This window comes from Kitasatospora sp. NPDC093550 (genome assembly GCF_044764985.1).
GTDB lineage: Bacteria > Actinomycetota > Actinomycetes > Streptomycetales > Streptomycetaceae > Kitasatospora.
In genome coordinates this window covers 172,232-192,462 of sequence record NZ_JBIWJF010000016.1, presented here as the reverse complement: position 1 = coordinate 192,462, position 20,231 = coordinate 172,232, and the positions used below count along the sequence as shown (strand labels likewise).

Sequence of the window (20,231 nt, the reverse complement as noted above, 5' to 3'; positions counted from 1 at the left end):
CGGCGGGGCCGCGTGGGGGCGGCTCCGCCGTGCGGTGGGGAGTGTGACATGTACCATGGCACACATCACATGGCCTTGGGAACCCTCGTCGCTGTGCGCGGTTCGCGGGGAAAACGCGCGGAGGCCGTGGTGACGGTTCGCCACCACGGCCTCCGGGCCGGTCGGTTGTCGGGCCTGCGGCCCGGCGTCGCTACTTGCGCAGCAGCAGGATCACGCCCGCCGCCACCAGGCCGACCACGACGGCGGCCACGCCGTACGCCAGGCGGTGCGCGCGCACCACCGGCAGGAAGCGGTCCACCGCGTAGCGGCCCGGGCCGGTCAGCGCGAGCGCGGCGGCACCCGCCGTCAGCAGCAGCTCGTACTCACTGCCCTTCGGCGCGAAGAAGCCGCCGCCCCAGGTGACGGCGAGCGCGTTGACCATCGTGCCGACGATCGCGGCACCCGCCAGCGGGGTCAACAGGCCGACGGCGAGGGCGAGTCCGCCCATCGTCTCGGTGAGGCCGGCGACCACGGCCATGGTGGTGCCGGCCGGGTAGCCGCTCATGGTGAAGAACTGACCGGTGCCGTCGATCCCGCCGCCGCCGAACCAGCCGAACAGCTTCTGGCTGCCGTGCGCGGCCATGGTCAGGCCGAGCACCAGGCGCAGGAGCAGGAGTCCGGCGTCGTAGGCGTGCGGGGAGGTCGTCGCGGACCCGGGGGTCTCCCGGGCGGGGCGGACGGTGGGGCTGGTGGCGGCGGTCGTGCTCGGGCTGCTGCTCGGCATGCGCGTCTCCATCGATCGGGGTGCGGTCGTCAGTCGTCGGTCGCCCGTCGCCGCCGGCCCTGGGGCCGGGGCGAGGGGGCGGGGGGCGCGGCGGGCGGGGGTCGTCACCCCGGCGCCATTGTTCAAATTTGAACCGCCGCTTCTCCGACCGTACCTTGGAGTTCGAATTTGAACAACTGACGATCCGTGGGCGACTCGCGGCCCCCGCCCGGGCCGGGGCAGGGTGGAGGCATGGCTCACCGCAGGCAACACCGGCGGGCGGCGCGCAGCGGCACCCCGTACCCGGAGGCCCTGGCCGCCTTCGACGAACGCGTCCGCCTCATCACCCCCGGCCAGTGGGACTCCCCCACCCCTTGCACCGACTGGTCCGTCCGCGACCTGGTCAACCACCTCACCGGCGAGCAGCTCTGGGTGCCCGACCTGCTGATGGGCGCCACCGTCTCCGAGGTCGGCGGCCGCTACGACGGCGACGTGCTCGGCGACGACCCGGTCGCCGCCTGGACCGACGCCGCCGAGGCCGCCCGGCAGGCCTGGGCCGTCCCCGGCGCCACCGACCTGACCGTCCACCTCTCCTTCGGGGACGTCACCGGGCAGTACTACCTGGACCAGCTCACCACCGACCTGGTCATCCACACCTGGGACCTCGCCGAGGGCATCGGTCGGCTCACCCGGCTCCCGGCGGACCTCGTCGACTACGCGCTCGGCGAGATCTCCGGCTACGGCGACCTCTCCGGCAGCGGAGTCTTCGACCCGCCGGTGCCGACCGCCGGGGACGCCGGCCCGCAGACCCGGTTGCTCGCCCTCACCGGGCGACGGGACGGGGGCGACCGGCACGGAGGGTGAACGGGGCCGGGGCGACCGGCACGGAGGGTGAACGGGGCCCACCCGAGCGAGCCGGCCGAGGCCGGATACTGGGAGATGGATCCAGTACTCCGCGCGAGAGGAGGGTGTGCCATGAGCCGCAGGCCGGACATCCTCGGCGAATTCACCGCCGACCACCGGGCGGTCACCGAACTGCTCGACGCCATCGAGGCCGCCCCGGCGGGCGGCGCCGAGCGCGGCGACCTGGTGACCCGGCTGACCGACCTGCTGTTCGCGCACTGCGCCGCCGAGGAGGAACACCTCTTCCCGGTCGTGCAGCACGACGTGCCGGACGGCGGAACGCTGGTGTTCGGCAGCATCCACGACCACCTGGCGATCGGGCAGTACCTCTCCGACCTGCAGGCGCTCCCCCCGGCCGACCCGGCCTTCGACACCCTGCTGCGCGGCCTCGCCGACACCGTGCGGCGGCACCTGCGCGGCGAGGAGAAGCAGCTCTTCCCGGCCGCGCGCAAGGCCCTGCCCGCCGCCGCCCGGACCGCGCTCGGCGACCGGCTGCGGGCCGAGCGGGCGGCGCTCGACCGTGATCCCGCCGGGCCGGGCGGTCCTTGAGCCCGCCCGGTCAGTCCTTGGAGCTGATCACCGCGAACCGGGCGCCCTCGCGGTCCTGCAGCCGGGCCACCCGCCCGTACGGGGAGTCGAAGGCCGGGCCGAGCGGCGCGCCCCCCAGCTCCACGGCCCGGGCCAGGGCCCGGTCGGCGTCCGGCACGGCGAAGGACACCTCCCAGTGCGGGGGCATCCCCGCCGGGCCGCCCGCCTGCTCCCTGGCCAGCGCCGCGACGCTGTTCCCCTCGGCGCGCAGCACCACCCGGTCGTGCTCCCAGCGGACGTCGAAGCGCTCCGGGTCGCGGCCGTCCCAGCGGAACACCTCGCCGTAGAACAGCGCCGCCGCGAACGGGTCCGGGGTGCGCAGCTCGATCCAGACCGGCGCGCCGGGCAGCTCCAGCTTCCGGGCCCGGCCCGGCGGGCCCTCCCAGATGCCGAACACCGCCCCCGCCGGGTCCGCGGCGAAGGCCACCCGCCCGGCGTCGAAGGCCAGCGGGCCGACCGCGAGCGTCGCGCCGCGCTCCCGCACCGCGTCGGCGGCGGCGTCGGCGCTCTCGGTGCCGAAGTAGCTGGTCCAGGCGAGCGGGATCGCCCCGCCGCCGGCGAGGCCGAGTCCGGCCACCGCCTCCCCGTCGACCACCGCGTGCACGTACGGCCCGAAGCGGTCCGGTCCGGCCTCGAACTCCCAGCCGAGCAGCGGCCCGTAGAAGTCCTTCGCGCCCTCCAGGTCCCGGGCGATCAGGCTCACCCAGCACGGAACGGCCGCCACGCAGCGCACCCTGGCGGTCTCACCGCTGCTCATCGCGAACCTCCTCGCCCACCCGGCCGCCGGGCCCCTCCCGACTCCCACGGCCCACCGGCCGCCCGGAACGCCCACAGCCTAGGCCGACGGGTGGACAACCCCGGGGACGCCATGCCCGGGATCAGCGCACCCAGTTCTTCAGCGGCTCGGTGTCCAGGGTGATCCCGACCGGGTCGGGCAACCGGACCGTCCGGCCGAAGGGGACGGTGTGGGCGATCTCGTAGCGCACGCCGTTGGGTCGGCTGAACACGGTGACTTCGGCGGAGTCGCGGTCGATCAGCAGATACATCGGGATGCCGGTCTCGGCGTAGGCACGCGGCTTCTCGATTCGATCACGTCGTTCGGTGTCGGAGTCGTACGACGTCACCTCGACGACCATGAGGATGCCGTCACTGTCGGCCCATTCCCCCTGACCCGCAACGGTGCCGTGCGGAGCGAGCGCGCCGTCCGGATGGGCTCGGCCATCACGGTAGGACTGAACCTTCAGGCCGTGGTTGTACAGCCAGAGTTCAGGCCGCGCCTGCATGCAGATCCGCGTCAACCACTCGATGATCATGCTGTGGTCGCCATCCGGCACGGGCTTGACCCCCAGCTTCCCGTAGATGAACTCCAGCCGGATGCCTTCGGCGGTCCGAGCCAGAAGATGCGCGAGTTCCTCGAAGTCCTCGGGCATCATCTGCGGGCGGTCGGAGATCGCGGTCATGGGCCTTCCTCCTTCGCCTGGGCACCCGCCGGGGAAACGAGCACGCCGGTGTGTGGTTACGGGCACCTGGCTTCCGACGATAGCGTCCGCCGCCCGGCCGGGGAGACCGGGCGGCGGAGGCCGGTCCTCAGGCGGTCCGGTGGGACTCGCGGGCGAGCCCGAGGGTGGTCCGGATCGCCGGCAGGTAGCCGGACGCCATGCGGTCGGCGGCGGCGTTCCCGCCGAGGCCGGCGCGGCATGTGACTCAGGTCACATCAGGGCCGGAAATTCCGGGGACAGATTCCCCGTTTGTGAGTACGTTGGCAGAAGCGGGGAGAATTTCCCCGGTATCCTGGAGGAGCAGTCGTCGTGACCACCGCCGAGTCGGTCCGCCCCGCGGAGAGCACCCGTACGCCCAAGCTGCGTGCGGATGCGAGCCGGAACCGGGAGCGGATCGTGCTGGCGGCCCGGGACGCGTTCGTCGAGCACGGTGCGGACGCACCCCTGGACGAGATCGCGAAGCGGGCGGGGGTCGGCAACGCCACTCTCTACCGGAACTTCCCGGACCGGATGGCGCTGATCCAGGAAGTGGCGCTGCTCGTCAAGAACCGCATCCTGGCCCTCGCCGAGACGGCGACGGTGGAGGCGGACGACCCTGACGGCAGTGGCCCGTTCGACGCCCTGCAGCGGTTCGCGCACGCGACCGTGGCGGAGAAGGTCGGCGGCCTCTGCACCCTGTTCAGCAGTCATGTCGACCCGCACGACCCGGAGTTGGCCGAGATCCGGGAGCGTCTGCAGTCCGCCGTGGGCGGACTGATGGAGCGCGCCCGGGCCGCGGGTGAACTGCGGGCGGACGTCGAGCACGGTGACCTGTTCATCGCGATGAGCCAGCTGACCCGACCGCTGCCGAACACGTCCTGCCGGATGCTGGACGACTTCGTCCACCGGCACCTGCAGATCTTCCTGGACGGCCTGCGCACGCCGGCCCGTTCGGTCCTGCCCGGCCGGGCCGCGACCTTCCAGGACTTCCACTCCGAGAGCTGACCGATCCACCCCACCTGATCCGACACCTCTGATCCGACACCCGGCCCGACCGGCACGCCCGGTCCGGCCGACGGCACCGAGCGGCCCGCGCTCCTGAGCGGCGTCGCCCCGGCACGCCCTCGCACGCCCACCGAGCACCTTTCACCGTGCGCGGCAACTCACCTGTCCCGTGAGTGAGTCGACCGTGCGCGCACACCACGCACCGTGAAGTGAGTAACCCCATGTCTCAAACCGACGCCCGACCGGCGACGCTGCCCGATCCCCGGCGCTGGAAGGCGCTGATCTTCATCGGCCTCGCCCAGCTGATGGTCGTCCTCGACGCCACCATCGTGAACATCGCCCTGCCGTCCGCACAGCGGGACCTGGGCATCACCGACGGCAACCGCCAGTGGGTGATCACCGCCTACGCCCTGGCCTTCGGCGGCCTGCTGCTGTTCGGCGGCCGGATCGCGGACCTCTGGGGCCGCAAGCGCACCTTCATCGTCGGCCTGACCGGCTTCGCCCTGGCCTCCGCGCTCGGCGGCGCCGCCGCCAACACCGCGATGCTGCTCGGCGCCCGCGCCCTGCAGGGCGTGTTCGGCGCGCTGCTCGCCCCGGCCGCGCTCTCCCTGCTCGCGGTGACCTTCACCGAGGCCAAGGAGCGCGCCAAGGCCTTCGGCATCTACGGTGCGATCGCCGGTGGCGGTGGCGCCATCGGTCTGATCCTCGGCGGCCTGCTGACCGAGTACATGAACTGGCGCTGGACCTTCTTCGTCAACATCCCGTTCGCCATCGTGGCCGCCGTCGGCGCCGTCATGGTGATCCGCGAGCCGGCCGAGGGCCGCAACCGCAACAAGCTGGACGTCCCCGGCGTCCTGCTGGTCACCACCGGCCTGGTCTCGCTGGTCTACGGCTTCACCCGGGCCGAGTCCCACGGCTGGACGGCCGGCAGCACCCTGGGGCTGTTCGCCGCGGCCGCCGTGCTGCTGTCCGCCTTCGTGCTGGTGGAGCGCAAGGTCAAGGCCCCGCTGCTGCCGCTGCGCGTGGTGCTGGACCGCAACCGCGGCGGGGTGTACCTGTCGCTGGGCATGGCCGTGATCGGCATGTTCGGTCTGTTCCTCTTCCTGACCTACTACCTGCAGATCGTGCTCGGCTACAGCCCGGTGCTGACCGGCGTGGCCTTCCTGCCGATGGTGGCGGGCATGATCACCGGCTCGACCCAGATCGGTGCCCGGCTGATGACCCGGGTCCCGGCGCGCTACCTGATGGCGCCCGGCTTCCTGGTCGCCTCGATCGGCATGTTCCTGCTGACCCACATCGGCCTGGACACCTCCTACCCGGCGCTGATCCTGCCGGGCCTGGTCCTGATGGGCCTCGGCATGGGCACCGCGTTCATGCCGGCCATGAGCCTCGCCACGTACGGCGTCCAGCCGCGCGACGCGGGCGTGGCCTCCGCCATGGTCAACACCTCGCAGCAGGTCGGCGGCGCCATCGGCACCGCGCTGCTGAACACCATCGCGGCGAGCGCGACCACCAGCTGGCTGGCCTCGCACGCCACCGCCGCGGCCGCCTCGAACCCGGAGGCCGCCAAGGCCCTGCAGTTCGGTGGCATGGTGCACGGCTTCTCGACCGCGATCTGGGTGTCCTTCGGCATCCTGGTGGCCGCCGCCGCCGTCGCCTTCACCTTCATCAACGCCGGCCGTCCGGGCTCGGCGACGGGGGCGGGCGCCGGCGAGGGCGCCGCGAAGAACGACGAGGTGCCGGTGCTGGTGCACTGACGCCCAGGGGTTTCACTCGGGTGCGTACGCGGCCCGTCCGGTGTCTCAGAACGCCGGGCGGGCCGCTCGCCGTTTCCGGCCCGGCGGGCCGCTCGCCGTTTCGGCACCTCGCGGGCTCCCGGCCGTCCGGCACCCCCGGGGTAGAAGTGGGGATAACCCCCCGTTTAAGCTGGGCCCCAGTGCGAATCGGGGACATCTCCCCGTTTCCTTCGGACCGAGGTGCGTGCGACATGACCCGGAATCAGAGCCCAGGGCGGGGGCAGCGGGCCGCCGACTGGGCGGACGGCCGGCTGGGGATCTACACCCTGGCCAGGGCGAACCTCCGCAAGATCTTCCCGGACCACTGGTCCTTCATGCTGGGTGAGATCTGCCTCTACACCTTTCTGATCATCATCCTGACCGGCGTCTGGCTGACCCTGTTCTTCAAGCCGAGCATGGGCGAGGTGGTCTACGACGGCTCGTACGTCCCGCTCCGGGGCATCGCGATGTCGGAGGCCTACGCCTCCACCGTGGACATCAGCTTCGAGGTGCGCGGCGGTCTGCTGATCCGGCAGATCCACCACTGGGCGGCGATCGTCTTCGTCGCGGCCATGTTCGTGCACATGATGCGGGTGTTCTTCACCGGTGCGTTCCGCAAGCCGCGCGAGATCAACTGGGTGTTCGGCTTCCTGCTGCTCTTCCTCGGCATGCTGGACGGCTTCTTCGGCTACTCGCTGCCGGACGACCTGCTCTCCGGAACGGGCATCCGGTTCATCGAGGGCGCGATCCTCGGCGTCCCGCTGGTCGGCACCTACGTCCAGATGTTCCTGTTCGGCGGGGAGTTCCCCGGGCACGACATCGTGCCGCGGTTCTTCACCATCCACGTGCTGCTGATCCCGGGCATCATGCTCGGCCTGCTGGTGGCGCACCTGATCCTGGTCTTCCACCACAAGCACACCCAGTGGGCGGGCCCCGGGCGGACCGAGAAGAACGTCGTCGGCATGCCGCTGATGCCGGTCTACCTGGCCAAGGCCGGCGGGTTCTTCTTCCTGGTCTTCGGCATCATCGCGCTGGTGGCGGCGATCGCGACCGTCAACCCGATCTGGGCGTACGGACCGTACCGCCCGGACCAGGTCTCCACCGACGCCCAGCCGGACTGGTACATGGGCTTCGCCGAGGGCCTGATCCGGATCATGCCGGGCTGGGAGGTCGGGCTGTGGGGCCACACCCTCAACCTCGGGGTGCTGGTCCCGTTCACCCTGTTCCCGCTGGTCCTGGCCGCCATCGCGGTCCACCCGTTCGTGGAGGGGTGGGTCACCGACGACCGGCGGGAGCACCACCTGCTGGACCGGCCGCGCAACGCGCCCGTCCGCACCGCGCTCGGTGCCGCCTGGATCAGCCTCTACCTGGTGGCACTGGTGGCGGGCGGCAACGACCTCATCGCCACCCACCTCCACCTGTCCCTCAACGCCATCACGTACGCCGCGCGTCGGCTTCTTCGCCGTCCCGGTGATCGTCTTCGTCGTCACCAAACGGTGGTGCCTCGGCCTGCAGCGCCGGGACCGCGACAAGGTGCTGCACGGACGGGAGACCGGTGTCATCAAGCGGCTGCCGCACGGCGAGTTCACCGAGCTGCACGCCGGGCTCGCGCCGGCCGAACTCCACCGGCTCACGGCACACGAGCAGCCCCGCCCCCTCGAACTGCCGGCCCCGGTCGACGAGAATGGAGTGGCCCGCCCGGCAGGGGCGCTCACCCGCACCCGCGCGCGGCTGTCCCGCGGTCTGCACGGCGAACACGCCCGCGTCCCCAAGCCCACCGCCGAGGAGTACCGCGAGGTCACCGAGGGCCACGGGCACTGACCCGCCCCCCCGACGCCAGAGGGAGGACAACGTGCACCACCGAACCGAGCGGCTCGCCGACAGCAGGTACCTCCTGCTGACCACCTTCGCCGAGGACGGCAGCCGGACCGAGTCGCAGCTCTGGGTGGTGCCGGACGGCACGGCGCTCGGGGTCTGGACCCCGGCGCACTCGGACGAGGCCGAGCGGATCCGCCGCCACCCCCGGGTGCTGATCGGCCCCTGCGACGCCCACGGACGCCCGACCGGGCGCAGCGTCCCCGCCCGCGCCCGGCTCTGCGACGCCGACGCGACCGCGCGCTACCGCACCTCACTGATCAACAAGTACGGCCTGACGGCGCTGATCGCGCTGGCCCGCAGCCGGTTCCGGGTCGGGCTGGACGGGACGGTCGGGATCCGGATCACCCCGAACGCGCTGGAGCAGCGGCTGGTCGGGCCGGAGTGGCGGCCGCCGGGCACGTACTGCGTCAACTGAGGCCGCCCGTGCGGCGACTGACGCGGCAGGGGCCGCCGCGGCGGCGGCTGGGGTCGATCGGGGCCGCCGGGGGCCGGGGACCGGGGACGGGTCCCCGGCCCCCGGCGTTTCCGTGCTCGGCACGGAGCGGCGCGGGGGCGGGGGCAGGGACGGGGCGGGGGGCGACTCAGGTGCCCTCGTCCGGCGCCCGCGCCAGGTCCCCGGACTCGCAGGCCTCCCGGCCGGTCCCGACGTGGACGACCCTGACCGCCCGTTCCGGTCCGCCGGGCACCACCCGCTGCTCGTGCCCGCAGCGCGGGCAGATCAGGGGGATCCGCGGGCGGGACGACTGGGGGCCGGCGCCGCCGCCGTCCGGGCGCGGGGCGGTCACGACAGCGGGTGGGTCGGGACCGGGCTGACCTCCTGGATCTCGCCGTGGGCCTTGGTGAGCAGCTGGGAGGCGAGGTCGTTGAGCGCGCGGGCGCCCGCGACCTCTTCACCGACCCGCAGCTGCTCCGGGTCGGAGGGGTGGCGGCTGCTGTAGCCGTGAGCACGCAGTTCGGTCCCGTCGCCGAGCCGGAGCAGGGCGGCGGCGCTGGTCCGCGGGCCGTCCTCACGGAACTCCATGTCGATGTGCCAACCGACCAGAGTCTGCATGGCGGATCACCTCCATCGGTTACTCCTCCAGAGTGCGCCGCACCCCCCGTGAACACCAGGCAGACGGTCCGGGGTCGACGGGAGGGCAAGTTGAACGCGTTCAAGTCGGCGGCGTAGAGTCGGCGGCGAAGCTCATTTGAACGCGTTCAAGGGGGGTGTGTCCACCATGGGGAAGGGCACCGCCGAACTGGTGGACCTGCTGATCCTGCTCGGCATGGGCGCCGTCGTCCCGCTCGGTCTCGCCCTGGTCGGCGAACCGGGGCTCGCCCGGGTCCGCCGTCTCTGGCCGCTCGCCGCCGTACCCGGCGCGCTCTCGCTCTGGCTGCCGCGCGGCCCCCTGGCCACCGTCCCCGCCGTCGTCTACGCGCTGGGCACCCTGGTCATCGCCCTGCACGCGCCGCTGCGGCTGGCCCGCACCCGCTCGCTGGCGCCCGCCGAGGTGGCCGTGCTCACCGCGCTCGCCGCGCCCTCGGTGGCCGGGGTCGCCCTGGTCGCCGAGCGGTCCGGCTACCCGCTGTTCGGCTTCGAGCCGCACATCCTGGCGCTGACCGTCCCGCACTTCCACTACGCCGGATTCACCGCCGCCCTGGTCGCCGGGCTGGTCTGCGGCGCCGTCCACCCCGGCTCGGTCGCGGCCCGCTGCGCGGCGCTCAGCGTACCCGCCGGCACGCTGCTGGTCCTGGCCGGGTACTTCCTCGGCACCTGGTGGCAGTTCGCCGGCGCGCTCGTCCTGACCACCGGGATGTGGCTGGTCGGCCTGGTCACCTGGCGCCGGCTGCGCCCCCTCGGCGACGCGGTCACCGCCCGGCTGTTCGCCGTCTCCTCGGCCGTCCTCGCGCTCACCATGGTGCTCGCGCTCTGGTGGGCGCTCGGCCGGGCCGCCGGACTCCCCCACCCCACCCTGACCTGGATGGCCGCCACCCACGGCGTCGGCAACGCGCTCGGCTTCGCGCTCTGCGCCCTGCTCGCCTGGCGCCGGCTCGCCGCCGACCGGACCGGTCCGACGGACCCGACCGACCGCCGCACCCCGATCCGCGTCACCACTCCGGAGGCCCAGCGATGAACGACTACAGCTACCCCGAACAGGGCGCCAGCCGCACCGGCGACCTGCCCGCGGGCTACCACCACCTGCGGCACCGGGCGCTGATCGGCCACGGCCGGGCTGCCCTGGAGGTCGCCGGAGCCGCCCTGCTCGGCTGGCGGATGCACCGGCTCGCGGGCGTACGGATCGACGCCGAGGCCGACCAGGCCGCGCCGGGCGTCGCCGTCCGGTGCGCGATCGGCGTCGGCCCGCTGCGGGCGGGCGCCCCGAACCGGGTACTGGCCGCCGTCGACGGCCCGGACCGCTACGGCTTCACCTACGGGACGCGGCACGGCCACCTGGCCCTCGGCGAGGAGACCTTCCTGGTCGAGACGGGGCCCGACGAGGAGGTCTGGTTCAGCGTCACCGCCTTCAGCCGGCCCGTCGCCTGGTGGGCCCGGCTGGCCGGGCCGCTGCTCCCGCTCGCCCAGCGCGCCTTCGCCCGGCGCTGCGGCCGCGTGCTGGCCCGCATCGCGGCGGACGCGGTGTGAGGACACCCGCGGGACGCAGCGCCCTGAGCCCCCTGGGCCCCGAAATGCCGCGACCGACGGAGCCGCCGTCCGGCATGATCGTCGGATGATGTCGATGCAGCCCGTCCTGGAGATCTTCGCCCCCGAGGGCTTCGCGTCGTGGCCGACGGACGAGCACGGGCGGTGCGGATACCTCGCCCTGGACGGGCGGTTGACGTCGGCCCAGGTCGGCACGGCGGTGTGGCGACTGGCCGACCACAACGACGTCGAGCTCGCCCCCGAGGAGGTGGCCGAGCGCGGCGCCCGCCCGCAGGACCCGCTGGACGGCTTCCTGCACGGGCTGCTCACCGACCCGCACCCGTACGCCCCCGGCGGCCTGCGGTTGACCGACTCCGCCACCGGCACCGTCGTCGAACCGGGCTGCTGCACCGGGCTGGAGGAGTGGCGCTCCTGGCGGGAGGTGACCGAGGGCAGCGGCACGGCCTGGCTCGGCTGCGAGCCCGACACCCGGGCCGAGCGGGTCGGCCGGGTGGTCCGGCTGACCGTGGACACCGAGGCCGAGGACGGCCCGGTGATCGAACTGCCGCTGGAGGAGCTGCGCCGGCTGCTCGCCGGGGTCGAGCGCGACCTCCGCGACTTCCTCTCCCTGACGGCGCGTTGGGCCGAGCGGCAGCTGCCCGACCACGCCCCCGCACTGACCGCCGCGCTCGCCCGCGCCCTGGACCTGGACCCGGCCCCGGCCCCGGCCCCGGCGCATTCGGCATGACCAGCTTCCACACCCACCGGGCCAAGGTGCACGACCCTTCGCTCCCGCTGTACCGGCGGCACAGCGCCCTGCGGACCTGCCTCACCGAGTTCGCCCCGTACGGCCTGCGGGCGACCTACCACCACCTCACCGTCCGGGCCCGGATGCCCCGGCACCTGGAGACGGACCCGGGCTCGCTGCTCCGCGCGGTGGACGAGCTGCACGAGGCGCGGGAGCTGTGGCGGGCCCGGGCCGAGGAGTACGCCGCGCAGCGCCGGGCGGAGAAGCGGGCCGGGCGCCGACAGCCCGCCCGGACACCGTGGTGGCACCTGTCCTGGCGGGGTTCACCGGACTCCGCCTGGCAGCACGACCCCTTCCTGCACCCGCCGTTGAGCCTGCCCGACTACGTCCGGCGGCAGAACGCGCTGCTGGACGGCGCCGACCTGCCCGGCTGCCCGGCCTGCGGCGAGCAGGGCCCGCCGGTGCCGCTGTCCACCGGGCACGACCGGGCCGAGCTGTGCCGCGCCTGCGCCCGGGTGCTGACGCCCTGCCCGTGCGGGAGGTGGCACAGCTTCGAGCCGACGTTGCGGGTCGGCTGGAGCCGGACCTGGCGGCGGGAGCACATGAGCGGCACCGGCGAACCGGACCGGCACTGGCCCGGGGTCCGGGGCACGGCCCGGATCGAACGGCTGGCCGCGTACCACGACCCGCACGGGCCGTACGCGAGCGTGCTGCGGCCGTAGCCCGGCCGCGCCCCGCCCGTGCCGGGTCAGGCCCGGTGGGCGGGGACGGCGACCAGGACGGCTCCGGTGTCCTGGACGCGCACCTCGAAGTGGTCGATGTCGCCCGGCCGGAGGGCCGCGCCGCCGGTGGTGCGCAGCACCTCGCCCGGGCTTCCGTAGCCCTCCGCCGGTACGGACCAGGTGTTGACGGTCTGCTGGGCGCCGCCGTGCGAGACGGCGACCAGGCTGCAGGTCAGCGGGCCCCGGACGCCGGTGAGCTGCAGGCTGACCAGACTGCCCCAGGCGGTGCCGTCCACGCCGACGGTGGCGTGCGCGCCGGTGGCCGGGTCGGTGGCGCTGAACTGCTCGGCCACGGCGACCACGGCGGGGGTGCTGTCGGCGGTGATCACGGCGGCCGTGACGGCCGGGCCCGCCGCGACCATCGCGGTCGCGGCCAGGGCGAGCACCAGGCGCCGCACCCGGCCGCGCCGACGGCGGGTGCCCACCTCGGCGACCAGTCGGTCCAGGAGCTGCGGGTCCGGCTGCGGGGCGGGGGCGGCCGGATCCAGCCCGGCGTCCGTCGCGGAGGTCTTGTACTCGGCCAACAAGGGCTCCACGAAGCCGAGTTCGGTCACCTGCTCGGCGCACTGCGGGCAGTCGGCGAGGTGCTGCTCGAAGGCGGCGCGCTCGGCCGGCTCCAGCAGCCCGAGGACGTAGGCGCCGGCGTCGACGTGCTCCGGGCCGCCGAAGGCACCGCCCGAGCCGCCGGGCAGCGGGCCGTCGGGCGGGGAACCGCCGGGCAGCGGGCCGTCGGGCACCGGGTCGGGGCGCTTGGTCACGATGTCACTCCCCGTTCCTCCAGCGCGAGCCTGAGCGAGCGCAGTGCGTAGAACACCCGCGACCGCACCGTCCCGGCCGGGATGCCGAGTTCGGCGGCCGCCTCGTTGGCCGTGCGGCCCTTCAGGTAGGTCTCGACGATGATCTCGCGGTGCGCCGGCGAGAGGTCGCCGAGCGCGTCCGCCACGGTCATCATCCGCAGTGCCCGGTCGAGTTCGTCCTCGGCGGGCAGCAGTTCCAGCGCCGCCGCGTCCACCTCGCGCGGCCTGGCCCGAGCACTGCGGTGCTCGTCGATCACGATCCGGCGGGCGACCGTGACCAGCCAGGGCCGCAGCGGGCGGGCCCCCGCGTCGAGCCGGTCGATGTTGCGCCAGGCCCGGACCAGGGTCTCCTGGACGACGTCCTCGGCCCGCTGGCGGTCGCCGGCGACCAGGTGGAGCACGAAGCCGAACAGCGGCCCGGCGTGCTCGCGGTACAGGGCGCGCATCAACTCCTCGTCGGACGCCCCCGCGCCGTGGCCGACCACGCGGCCGACGGGGTCCTCCTCGGTCACCACTTCATCGTTGCGCACCCGGGCCTCCTGGTCGAGGGCGGTCGGCACCGGTCAGTAGCCCGGGGCGCTGGGCATCGGCGTGGGGGTCGCCGGGCTCGGGGTGGACGTCCCGGTGCCCGCCTTGCCGCCGCTCGGGGTCACCGCGAACCAGGTGCCGCCGACCCCCTGGCCCTTGGTGTCGCCGGGCTTGGTGTCCGGCGAGTAGCGGTAGACCGGCCAGCCGTTGATGGTGACCTGCTTGGTGCCGTCGGAGCGGGTGACGGAACCCACCAGCTTGCTGTCGACGCCCTTCACCGAGACGTCGCCGTTGACGTGCTCGGGCGGCCAGATGACGGCGCAGCTGCCGTTGCAGTAGGACTCCGGCGGGTTGCTGTCGTCCTGGTCGAAGCGGTAGAGCGTGAAGCCGGCGCTGTCGGTGACGATCGTGCCCAGCTTGGGGTCGGTGGCGGTCTGCAGGGTCGCACCGGCCGGGGCGCTCGGGCTGCTCGCCGTGCTCGGCGCGCCGGTCCCGCCGCCCCCGGACGACCCGCAGCCGGCGATCAGGGCGGTCACGGCGATGCCCGAGGCGGCCAGCACGGCGGCCCGGCGGGTGCGGGGTGTGCTGCGCATGGGGTGTCTCCCGCGGTCTGGACGGACTGGTCACCCTTCTGTACGGGCGGTGGCGGCCGACTGCTCAATCCGGGCCGCTCGATCCGGGCGGCGCGGCCCCGGCGGCACGACGCCGGCGGCCCGGTCCGGGCCCGACGGGCGCGGCGGGCCGGTGGAATACGCCACCGGGGCGCACCGTTGTCGCGGGCACGTAGCCAGTGGCGCAGCCTCCGGAAGGGAAGGGATCGCACGATGAGCAACACGGTCGAGCTGACCAAGGAGAACTTCGACGACATCGTCCCCGGCCCGGAGGGCAAGGATTTCGTCTTCATCGACTTCTGGGCCGGCTGGTGCGGTCCCTGCCGGCAGTTCGCCCCGGTGTACGAGAAGGCGGCCGAGCGCCACTCGGACCTGGTCTTCGCCAAGGTGGACACCGAGGCGCAGCAGGAGCTGGCCGCCGCGTTCGGCATCCAGTCGATCCCGACGCTGGCGATCATCCGCGAGGGCGTGCTCGTCTTCTCGCAGGCCGGTGCGCTGCCGGAGGCGGTGTTCGAGGACCTGATCGGCCAGGCCCGCGACCTGGACATGGCCGAGGTGAAGCGCAAGGTCGCCGAGGAGCAGGCGGCCGGCGGCCAGGCCTGAGTCCGTGCCCGGGGGCGGGCCCGGGGAACGGCCCCGGGCGTGTCGCCGGGGCCCGGGGAGAGCGTCTCTCCCCGGGCCCCGGCGTCGTCACGCGGGCGGGGGCGCGACGAGGGGCCCTACAGTCGTGGTGACAGCGGCCCGGCCGCCGTGGCGGCCCCCGACGAGGGAGTGATCCCCCATGAGCACGTTCGTACTGGTCCCCGGGTTCTGGCTCGGCGCCTGGGCCTGGGACGAGGTGGCCGCACCGCTGCGCGCCGCCGGACACCGCGTCCACCCGGTGACCCTGCCCGGGTTGGCCGAACGGTCGGGCGAGAGCGCTGCTTCCGGACTGGAGGGCCAGATCGCCGACCTGACCGACCTGCTGGTCCGCGAGGACCTGTGGGACGTGGTGGCGGTCGCCCACAGCGGCGCCGGCGCCCCGGTCTGCGGGCTCGCGGACCGGATGCCGGAGCGGATCCGCCGGGTGGTGTACCTGGACAGCCGGCCGCTGGCCGACGGCACCTCGGTGTACGACCTCTGGGAGCCCCCGTTCCGGGAGACGGCCGACGCCACGGTGGTCGACGGCCGCCTGCCGATGCCGTCCTGGGACTTCCTCTCCTCCCAGGGCGCCGGCCAGGACGGCCTGGACGAGGCCCGACTGGCCCGGATCCGCGCCCGCGCCACCCCGCACCCCGAGGGCGCGTTCCGGGACCGGCTGCGGCTGACCGGTGCCGGGGCCGCGCTGCCGCAGGCGATGGTGTTCTGCTCGTTCCCGCTGGCCCGGGTGCGCGCGCTGATCGACTCCGGGCACCCCGGGTTCGCGGCGCTCGCCGCGCCGAACTGGGAGCTGCGCGAACTGCCCACCGGGCACTGGCCGATGTTCTCCCGCCCGGCCGACACGGCGGCGCTGCTCGCGGAGCTCGCCGAGGTCTGATCCCGCCCCGGGCCCCGTCCACGAGCCCGGACGACTGTTCCCCGGGTGCCCTGCGGTGTCCCCGGCGCGCCCGACGCGTGTCCGTCCGTCGCGCGGGCGCGCCCGGCCCGGCAGGATGGGCCCCACGCCGTAGCCGAGCGAAGAGCGAGCCTCCATGCCCGAGCAGTCCAGCCGTACCGAACCACCCGCCGCCGAGCCCGAGTTCAGACGGGTCACCGCGGCGCTGGTCACCGGGAGCGCAGCCGACGAGCCGTACCACGTGGACGTCAGGGCGGGCAGCCACCCGCTGACCTCCGACGAACCGGTGCGGCGCGGCGGCTCGGACAGCGGGCCGGAGCCGTTCGCGCTCCTGCTCGCCTCGCTCGGCTCCTGCACCGCGATCACCCTGCGGATGTACGCCGAGCGCAAGGAGTGGCCGCTGGAGTCGGTCCGGGTCAGGCTCGGGTACGAGTCGGACGGCAGCCGGGGCCGGATCTCCCGCCGGGTCGCCCTGGCCGGCGACCTGGACGGGGACCAGCGCGCCCGGCTGCTCGACATCTGCGAACGCACGCCCGTCACCCTCGCGCTGCGGGCCGGGGTGGCCATCGAGACGACGGAGGACCGGACATGACCAGCACCGCCGAGGAGTACGACGTCATCGTCCTGGGGGCCGGCCCGACCGGCGAGAACGTGGCGGACCGGACGGTCGCCGCGGGCCTGCGCACGGTGATCGTGGAGGCCGAACTGGTCGGCGGCGAGTGCTCGTACTGGGCCTGCATGCCGAGCAAGGCGCTGCTGCGCCCGGTGGCCGCGCTGGCCGACGCCCGCGCGGTGGCCGGTTCCCGGGAGGCGGTCGGCGACGGGCGGCTGGACCCGGCCGCGGTGCTGGCCCGGCGGGACTCCTTCACCTCGAACTGGAGCGACGACGGCCAGGTGCGGTGGCTGCGGGACACCGGCATCGAGCTGGTGCGCGGCCACGGGCGGCTGGCCGGCGAGCGGACGGTGACGGTGGAGGCCGAGGACGGCAGCGAGCGGGTGCTCACCGCCCGGCACGCCGTCGCGGTGTGCACCGGCAGCCGTCCGGTGCTGCCCGGGCACGTGCCGGGGCTCGCCGAGGCGCACCCGTGGACCAACCGGGAGGCGACCGGCGCGCCCGCCGTCCCCGGACGGCTGGCGGTGGTCGGCGGCGGCGTGGTCGGGGTGGAGATGGCCACCGCCTGGCGGGCGCTCGGCGCCGAGGTGGTACTGCTGGTGCGCGGTGACCGGCTGCTACCGCGGATGGAGCCGTTCGCGGGCGAGCTGGTCGCCGAGGGCCTGCGGGCGGCCGGGGTGGACCTGCGCTTCGGCACCGAGGTCACCGCCCTGGAGCGGGCGGACGGCTCAGGGCCGGTGACCCTCACCCTTGAGGACGGCGAGCGGCTGACCGCCGACGAGGTGCTGTACGCGACCGGCCGGGCCCCCCGCACCGCCGACATCGGGCTGGAGCAGGTCGGGCTGAAGCCGGGCGACTGGATGGAGGTGGACGACAGCTGCACGGTGCTCGGCGTGGAGGGCGGATGGCTGTACGCCGCCGGGGACGTCAACCACCGGGCACTGCTCACCCACCAGGGCAAGTACCAGGCCCGGATCGCGGGCGCGACCATCGCCGCCCGCGCCCAGGGGCGCCCGCTCGACACCGCGCGCTGGGGCGCGCACGCCGCGTCGGCCGACCTCGCGGGCGCGCCGCAGGTCGTGTTCGCGCAACCGGAAGTCGCCGCCGTCGGCCTCACCCTGGCCGCCGCCGAGGAGGCCGGACTGCGGGTCAAGACCGTCGACCACGACCTCGGCGCCGTCGCCGGGGCCTCGCTGTACGGGGACGACTACCGCGGCCGGGCCCGGGTGGTCTTCGACCTGGACCGCGAAGTGCTGGTCGGCGCCTGCCTGGTGGGCCCCGGGGTGGCCGAACTGCTGCACTCGGCGACCGTCGCGGTGGTCGGCGAGGTACCGATCGACCGGCTCTGGCACGCCGTGCCCGCGTACCCGACGATGAGCGAGGTCTGGCTGCGCCTGCTGGAGGGCTGCCGGGGGTAGCCGCGGCAGCGGGTGGGCCGAGGGGGCCGCGGGCCGAGGGGGCCGCGGGCCGAGGGGGCCGCGGGCGGTGAGCCGGCCCCCGCGGCCGGACGGACGGCCTTCCGGGTGAACGGCGCGGCGAGATGTGACCACCGGTGGACGGCGCGACACTGGCAGTCGGGGGCCGTCCCGGGGGGCCGTGCTCGTGATCAGGTGGTGTGAAGCATGACCGAGGTGCTGTTGGCGGTCGGAACCGAGAAGGGCCTCTTCCTCGGCCGCAGCCGCGACCGGCTGGCGTGGGAGTTCAGCGGGCCGCACTTCCCGATGAACGCGATCTACTCCGTCTCCGTCGACCGCCGCGACGGCCGGACCAGACTGCTGGCCGGGGCCGACAGCAGCCACTGGGGGCCCTCGGTCTGGCGCTCCGACGACCTCGGCGCGCACTGGTACGAGCCGCCGCAGCCGGCCATCCGCTTCCCCGAGTCCACCGGCGCCTCGCTCACCCGGGTCTGGCAACTGCAGCCCGCCGGGCCGGAGGCCCCCGGGGTGGTCTACGCGGGCACCGAGCCCGCCGCGCTGTTCCGCTCCACCGACGGCGGCGAGACCTTCGCCCTGGTCGAGTCGCTCTGGGAGCACCCGCAGCGGCCCCAGTGGGGCGCCGGCTACGGCGGCCAGGGCCTGCACACCATCCTCACCGACCCGCGCGACCCGCAACGGCTGCTGGTCGCCGTCTCCAGCGGCGGCGTCTACCGCAGCAAGGACGGCGGCGACAGCTGGGAGCCGTCCAACACCGGGCTGCGCGCCGAGTTCTTCCCGCAGGAGAGCCAGTACCCCGAGTTCGGCCAGTGCGTGCACAAGATCGCCCCGGACCCGGTCCACCAGGACCGCCTCTACCTGCAGAACCACGGCGGCGTCTACCGCAGCGACGACTGGGGCGGCAGCTGGCGCTCAATCGTCGACGGGCTGCCCGCCGAGTTCGGCTTCGCCGTCGCCGCCCACCCCCGCCGGGGCGACACCGCCTACCTGTTCCCGCTCGGCGGCTCCGACGACCGCATCCCGCCCGGCCGCCGCTGCCGGGTCTTCCGCACCACCGACGGCGGCGGCAGCTGGCAGCAGCTCGCCGAGGGCCTGCCCGGCGAGGACCACTACGGCATCGTGCTGCGCGACGCCCTGCGCACCGACGACGCCGAACCGGCCGGCATCTACTTCGGCAACCGGACGGGCGAGGTGTACGGCAGCCGGGACGAGGGCGAGAGCTGGTCGCTGCTGCTCTCCCACCTGCCCGACGTGCTCTGCGTCCGCGCGGCGGTGGTGGCCTGACCCGACCCCGGCTTCCGGTGACCTCGCCGACCGAAGCGGCGCTGCCCGAAAACGGGTTGCCCCGGACACTCCGGTGCGGTGAGCATGGGCCGCCGACGAACGATCCCGGGTGAACACGTGACGAGGGGTGGGCCATGGCGGAGTCGGACTGGGTCGTCAGGCACGACGGCGCGGGCACCGCGGTGCTGCGCTACCTGCCGGGCGAGCGGGAGGGCCGGCCCTGGGCCGACCTGCTGGAGGTGCTGGACGACTCGGTGGACGCGGCCGGGTACATCCGGGCCGAGCTGCCCGGCTGGGTGGTCTCCGGCAGTCCCGAGCTCGGGCGGCGGCTGGTGGCCGGCGGCGCGCGGGTGCTGCGGCACGCCCACACCCTCCGGCGGGACCTGCGCGCCGACCCGCCGCCCGCCGACTGGGCCGGGGCACCGCTGCGCGAAGGCCTGCGGGCCGTGCCCTGCGACCGGGCGCCCGAGGAGCTGTTCGAATCCTGGCGGGCGGCCTTCGGGCCCGGGCACGTCGACCACTTCCCCGGCGACGACGCCCGGGCGCTCGACGAGCGGCTCGGGCTGCTGCTCGCCGGGAAGGCCATCGGCCCGGTCCTGCCCTCCAGCCTGCTCGCCGTGGACGCCGAGGAGCGTGTCATCGGCGCGGTGGTCCTGACCGACCGCGACGGCCTGCCGTGGGTCGCCGAGGTCTTCCGGCACCCGCGGCGCGGCTACCGCGGCCTCGGCGCCGACCTGCTGCGCCGGGCCGTCGCGGACGCCGCCGCGCGGGGGACCGCCGACCTGCACCTGGCGGTGTCCGAGGGCAACCCGGCCCGTCGGCTGTACGAGTCGCTGGGCTTCCGGCTGCAGGAGACCTCGCTGACGGTGATCGTGCCGGACGCCGGCTGAGACAGGCCCTGCAGCCGCCGGC

Annotated in this window: 23 protein-coding genes and 1 pseudogene; 16 read left to right on the top strand and 8 right to left on the bottom strand. The window is 74.5% G+C overall.

Annotation, left to right across the window (positions count from 1 at the left end):
• Positions 1-190: 190 nt before the first annotated feature.
• Positions 191-763 carry a DoxX family protein gene (locus ACIRD3_RS25545; RefSeq protein ID WP_402220834.1) on the bottom strand — a complete coding sequence of 191 codons (573 nt, stop codon included), beginning with the start codon at positions 761-763 and terminating at the stop codon, positions 191-193.
• Between the two features lie 231 nt (positions 764-994).
• Between ACIRD3_RS25545 and ACIRD3_RS25540 the strand changes: the two genes are divergently transcribed.
• Both ACIRD3_RS25540 and ACIRD3_RS25535 read left to right on the top strand, forming a co-directional pair.
• Entirely contained in the window at positions 995-1,606 is a 612-nt protein-coding gene (locus ACIRD3_RS25540) for a TIGR03086 family metal-binding protein (protein ID WP_402220831.1), read from the top strand.
• 111 nt (positions 1,607-1,717) lie between these two features.
• Positions 1,718-2,194 carry a hemerythrin domain-containing protein gene (locus ACIRD3_RS25535; RefSeq protein ID WP_402220828.1) on the top strand — a complete coding sequence of 159 codons (477 nt, stop codon included), beginning with the start codon at positions 1,718-1,720 and terminating at the stop codon, positions 2,192-2,194.
• 10 nt (positions 2,195-2,204) lie between these two features.
• On the opposite strand, the gene ACIRD3_RS25530 is transcribed toward ACIRD3_RS25535, so the two are convergent.
• Together ACIRD3_RS25530 and ACIRD3_RS25525 are read right to left on the bottom strand one after the other, a co-directional pair.
• Positions 2,205-2,990, bottom strand: coding sequence for a VOC family protein (locus ACIRD3_RS25530; protein WP_402220825.1), 786 nt, complete (start codon positions 2,988-2,990; stop codon positions 2,205-2,207).
• Positions 2,991-3,111: 121 nt separating this feature from the next.
• Positions 3,112-3,693 carry a Uma2 family endonuclease gene (locus ACIRD3_RS25525; protein WP_402220823.1) on the bottom strand — a complete coding sequence of 194 codons (582 nt, stop codon included), beginning with the start codon at positions 3,691-3,693 and terminating at the stop codon, positions 3,112-3,114.
• Between the two features lie 348 nt (positions 3,694-4,041).
• Here ACIRD3_RS25525 and ACIRD3_RS25520 point away from each other — a divergent pair, with 348 nt between their 5' ends.
• The 4 genes and pseudogenes from ACIRD3_RS25520 to ACIRD3_RS25505 all read left to right on the top strand — a co-directional run bounded on the left by ACIRD3_RS25520 (position 4,042) and on the right by ACIRD3_RS25505 (position 8,784).
• On the top strand, positions 4,042-4,716 hold the full coding sequence (locus ACIRD3_RS25520) for a TetR/AcrR family transcriptional regulator (RefSeq protein ID WP_402220821.1): 675 nt from the start codon (positions 4,042-4,044) through the stop codon (positions 4,714-4,716).
• 221 nt (positions 4,717-4,937) lie between these two features.
• Entirely contained in the window at positions 4,938-6,473 is a 1,536-nt protein-coding gene (locus ACIRD3_RS25515; RefSeq protein ID WP_402220818.1) for an MFS transporter, read from the top strand.
• Positions 6,474-6,703: 230 nt separating this feature from the next.
• Positions 6,704-8,312, top strand: a pseudogene (locus ACIRD3_RS25510) (cytochrome bc complex cytochrome b subunit).
• A 31-nt stretch (positions 8,313-8,343) separates the two neighbouring features.
• On the top strand, positions 8,344-8,784 hold the full coding sequence (locus ACIRD3_RS25505) for a PPOX class F420-dependent oxidoreductase (RefSeq protein ID WP_402220815.1): 441 nt from the start codon (positions 8,344-8,346) through the stop codon (positions 8,782-8,784).
• Positions 8,785-8,950: 166 nt separating this feature from the next.
• On the opposite strand, the gene ACIRD3_RS25500 is transcribed toward ACIRD3_RS25505, so the two are convergent.
• Positions 8,951-9,154: a hypothetical protein gene (locus ACIRD3_RS25500; protein ID WP_402220812.1), complete on the bottom strand. Its 204-nt coding sequence runs from the start codon at positions 9,152-9,154 to the stop codon at positions 8,951-8,953.
• A complete protein-coding gene (locus ACIRD3_RS25495; protein ID WP_402220809.1) occupies positions 9,151-9,420 on the bottom strand; it encodes a DUF1876 domain-containing protein in 270 nt (89 codons plus the stop codon). Before ACIRD3_RS25495 ends, ACIRD3_RS25500 begins: the two co-directional genes overlap by 4 nt.
• Positions 9,421-9,586: 166 nt before the next feature.
• Between ACIRD3_RS25495 and ACIRD3_RS25490 the strand changes: the two genes are divergently transcribed.
• The 4 genes from ACIRD3_RS25490 (at position 9,587) to ACIRD3_RS25475 (ending at position 12,459) form a co-directional block, all read left to right on the top strand.
• On the top strand, positions 9,587-10,483 hold the full coding sequence (locus ACIRD3_RS25490) for a YndJ family protein (protein ID WP_402220806.1): 897 nt from the start codon (positions 9,587-9,589) through the stop codon (positions 10,481-10,483).
• A complete protein-coding gene (locus ACIRD3_RS25485; protein WP_402220803.1) occupies positions 10,480-10,992 on the top strand; it encodes a DUF1990 family protein in 513 nt (170 codons plus the stop codon). Before ACIRD3_RS25490 ends, ACIRD3_RS25485 begins: the two co-directional genes overlap by 4 nt.
• An 85-nt stretch (positions 10,993-11,077) precedes the next feature.
• Entirely contained in the window at positions 11,078-11,737 is a 660-nt protein-coding gene (locus ACIRD3_RS25480; protein ID WP_402220800.1) for a hypothetical protein, read from the top strand.
• Entirely contained in the window at positions 11,734-12,459 is a 726-nt protein-coding gene (locus tag ACIRD3_RS25475) for a hypothetical protein (RefSeq protein ID WP_402220797.1), read from the top strand. Before ACIRD3_RS25480 ends, ACIRD3_RS25475 begins: the two co-directional genes overlap by 4 nt.
• Before the next feature lie 26 nt (positions 12,460-12,485).
• Here the strand turns inward: ACIRD3_RS25475 and ACIRD3_RS25470 are convergent, their stop codons facing one another.
• The 3 genes from ACIRD3_RS25470 to ACIRD3_RS25460 are packed head-to-tail and all read right to left on the bottom strand — an operon-like array spanning position 12,486 to position 14,437.
• Positions 12,486-13,277, bottom strand: a complete 792-nt coding sequence (locus tag ACIRD3_RS25470) for an anti-sigma factor family protein (RefSeq protein WP_402220796.1) — start codon at positions 13,275-13,277, stop codon at positions 12,486-12,488.
• Positions 13,274-13,831: a sigma-70 family RNA polymerase sigma factor gene (locus ACIRD3_RS25465; RefSeq protein WP_402220873.1), complete on the bottom strand. Its 558-nt coding sequence runs from the start codon at positions 13,829-13,831 to the stop codon at positions 13,274-13,276. The genes ACIRD3_RS25470 and ACIRD3_RS25465 overlap by 4 nt, the downstream gene beginning before the upstream one ends.
• A gap of 48 nt (positions 13,832-13,879) precedes the next feature.
• Entirely contained in the window at positions 13,880-14,437 is a 558-nt protein-coding gene (locus tag ACIRD3_RS25460) for a hypothetical protein (protein WP_402220793.1), read from the bottom strand.
• Between the two features lie 231 nt (positions 14,438-14,668).
• Between ACIRD3_RS25460 and ACIRD3_RS25455 the strand changes: the two genes are divergently transcribed.
• The 6 genes from ACIRD3_RS25455 (at position 14,669) to ACIRD3_RS25430 (ending at position 20,209) form a co-directional block, all read left to right on the top strand.
• Positions 14,669-15,058 carry a thioredoxin family protein gene (locus ACIRD3_RS25455; protein ID WP_402220790.1) on the top strand — a complete coding sequence of 130 codons (390 nt, stop codon included), beginning with the start codon at positions 14,669-14,671 and terminating at the stop codon, positions 15,056-15,058.
• A gap of 178 nt (positions 15,059-15,236) precedes the next feature.
• Positions 15,237-15,971, top strand: a complete 735-nt coding sequence (locus tag ACIRD3_RS25450; RefSeq protein ID WP_402220787.1) for an alpha/beta fold hydrolase — start codon at positions 15,237-15,239, stop codon at positions 15,969-15,971.
• 154 nt (positions 15,972-16,125) lie between these two features.
• Entirely contained in the window at positions 16,126-16,581 is a 456-nt protein-coding gene (locus ACIRD3_RS25445; RefSeq protein WP_402220784.1) for an OsmC family protein, read from the top strand.
• Complete coding sequence (locus ACIRD3_RS25440; RefSeq protein WP_402220781.1) at positions 16,578-18,020, top strand: dihydrolipoyl dehydrogenase family protein; 1,443 nt, start codon at positions 16,578-16,580, stop codon at positions 18,018-18,020. The genes ACIRD3_RS25445 and ACIRD3_RS25440 overlap by 4 nt, the downstream gene beginning before the upstream one ends.
• A gap of 204 nt (positions 18,021-18,224) precedes the next feature.
• Positions 18,225-19,319, top strand: coding sequence for a WD40/YVTN/BNR-like repeat-containing protein (locus tag ACIRD3_RS25435; protein ID WP_402220778.1), 1,095 nt, complete (start codon positions 18,225-18,227; stop codon positions 19,317-19,319).
• A 134-nt stretch (positions 19,320-19,453) separates the two neighbouring features.
• The gene (locus ACIRD3_RS25430; RefSeq protein WP_402220775.1) at positions 19,454-20,209 is read left to right on the top strand and encodes a GNAT family N-acetyltransferase; all 756 of its coding nucleotides are present in this window, start codon (positions 19,454-19,456) and stop codon (positions 20,207-20,209) included.
• Positions 20,210-20,231 lie beyond the last annotated feature (22 nt).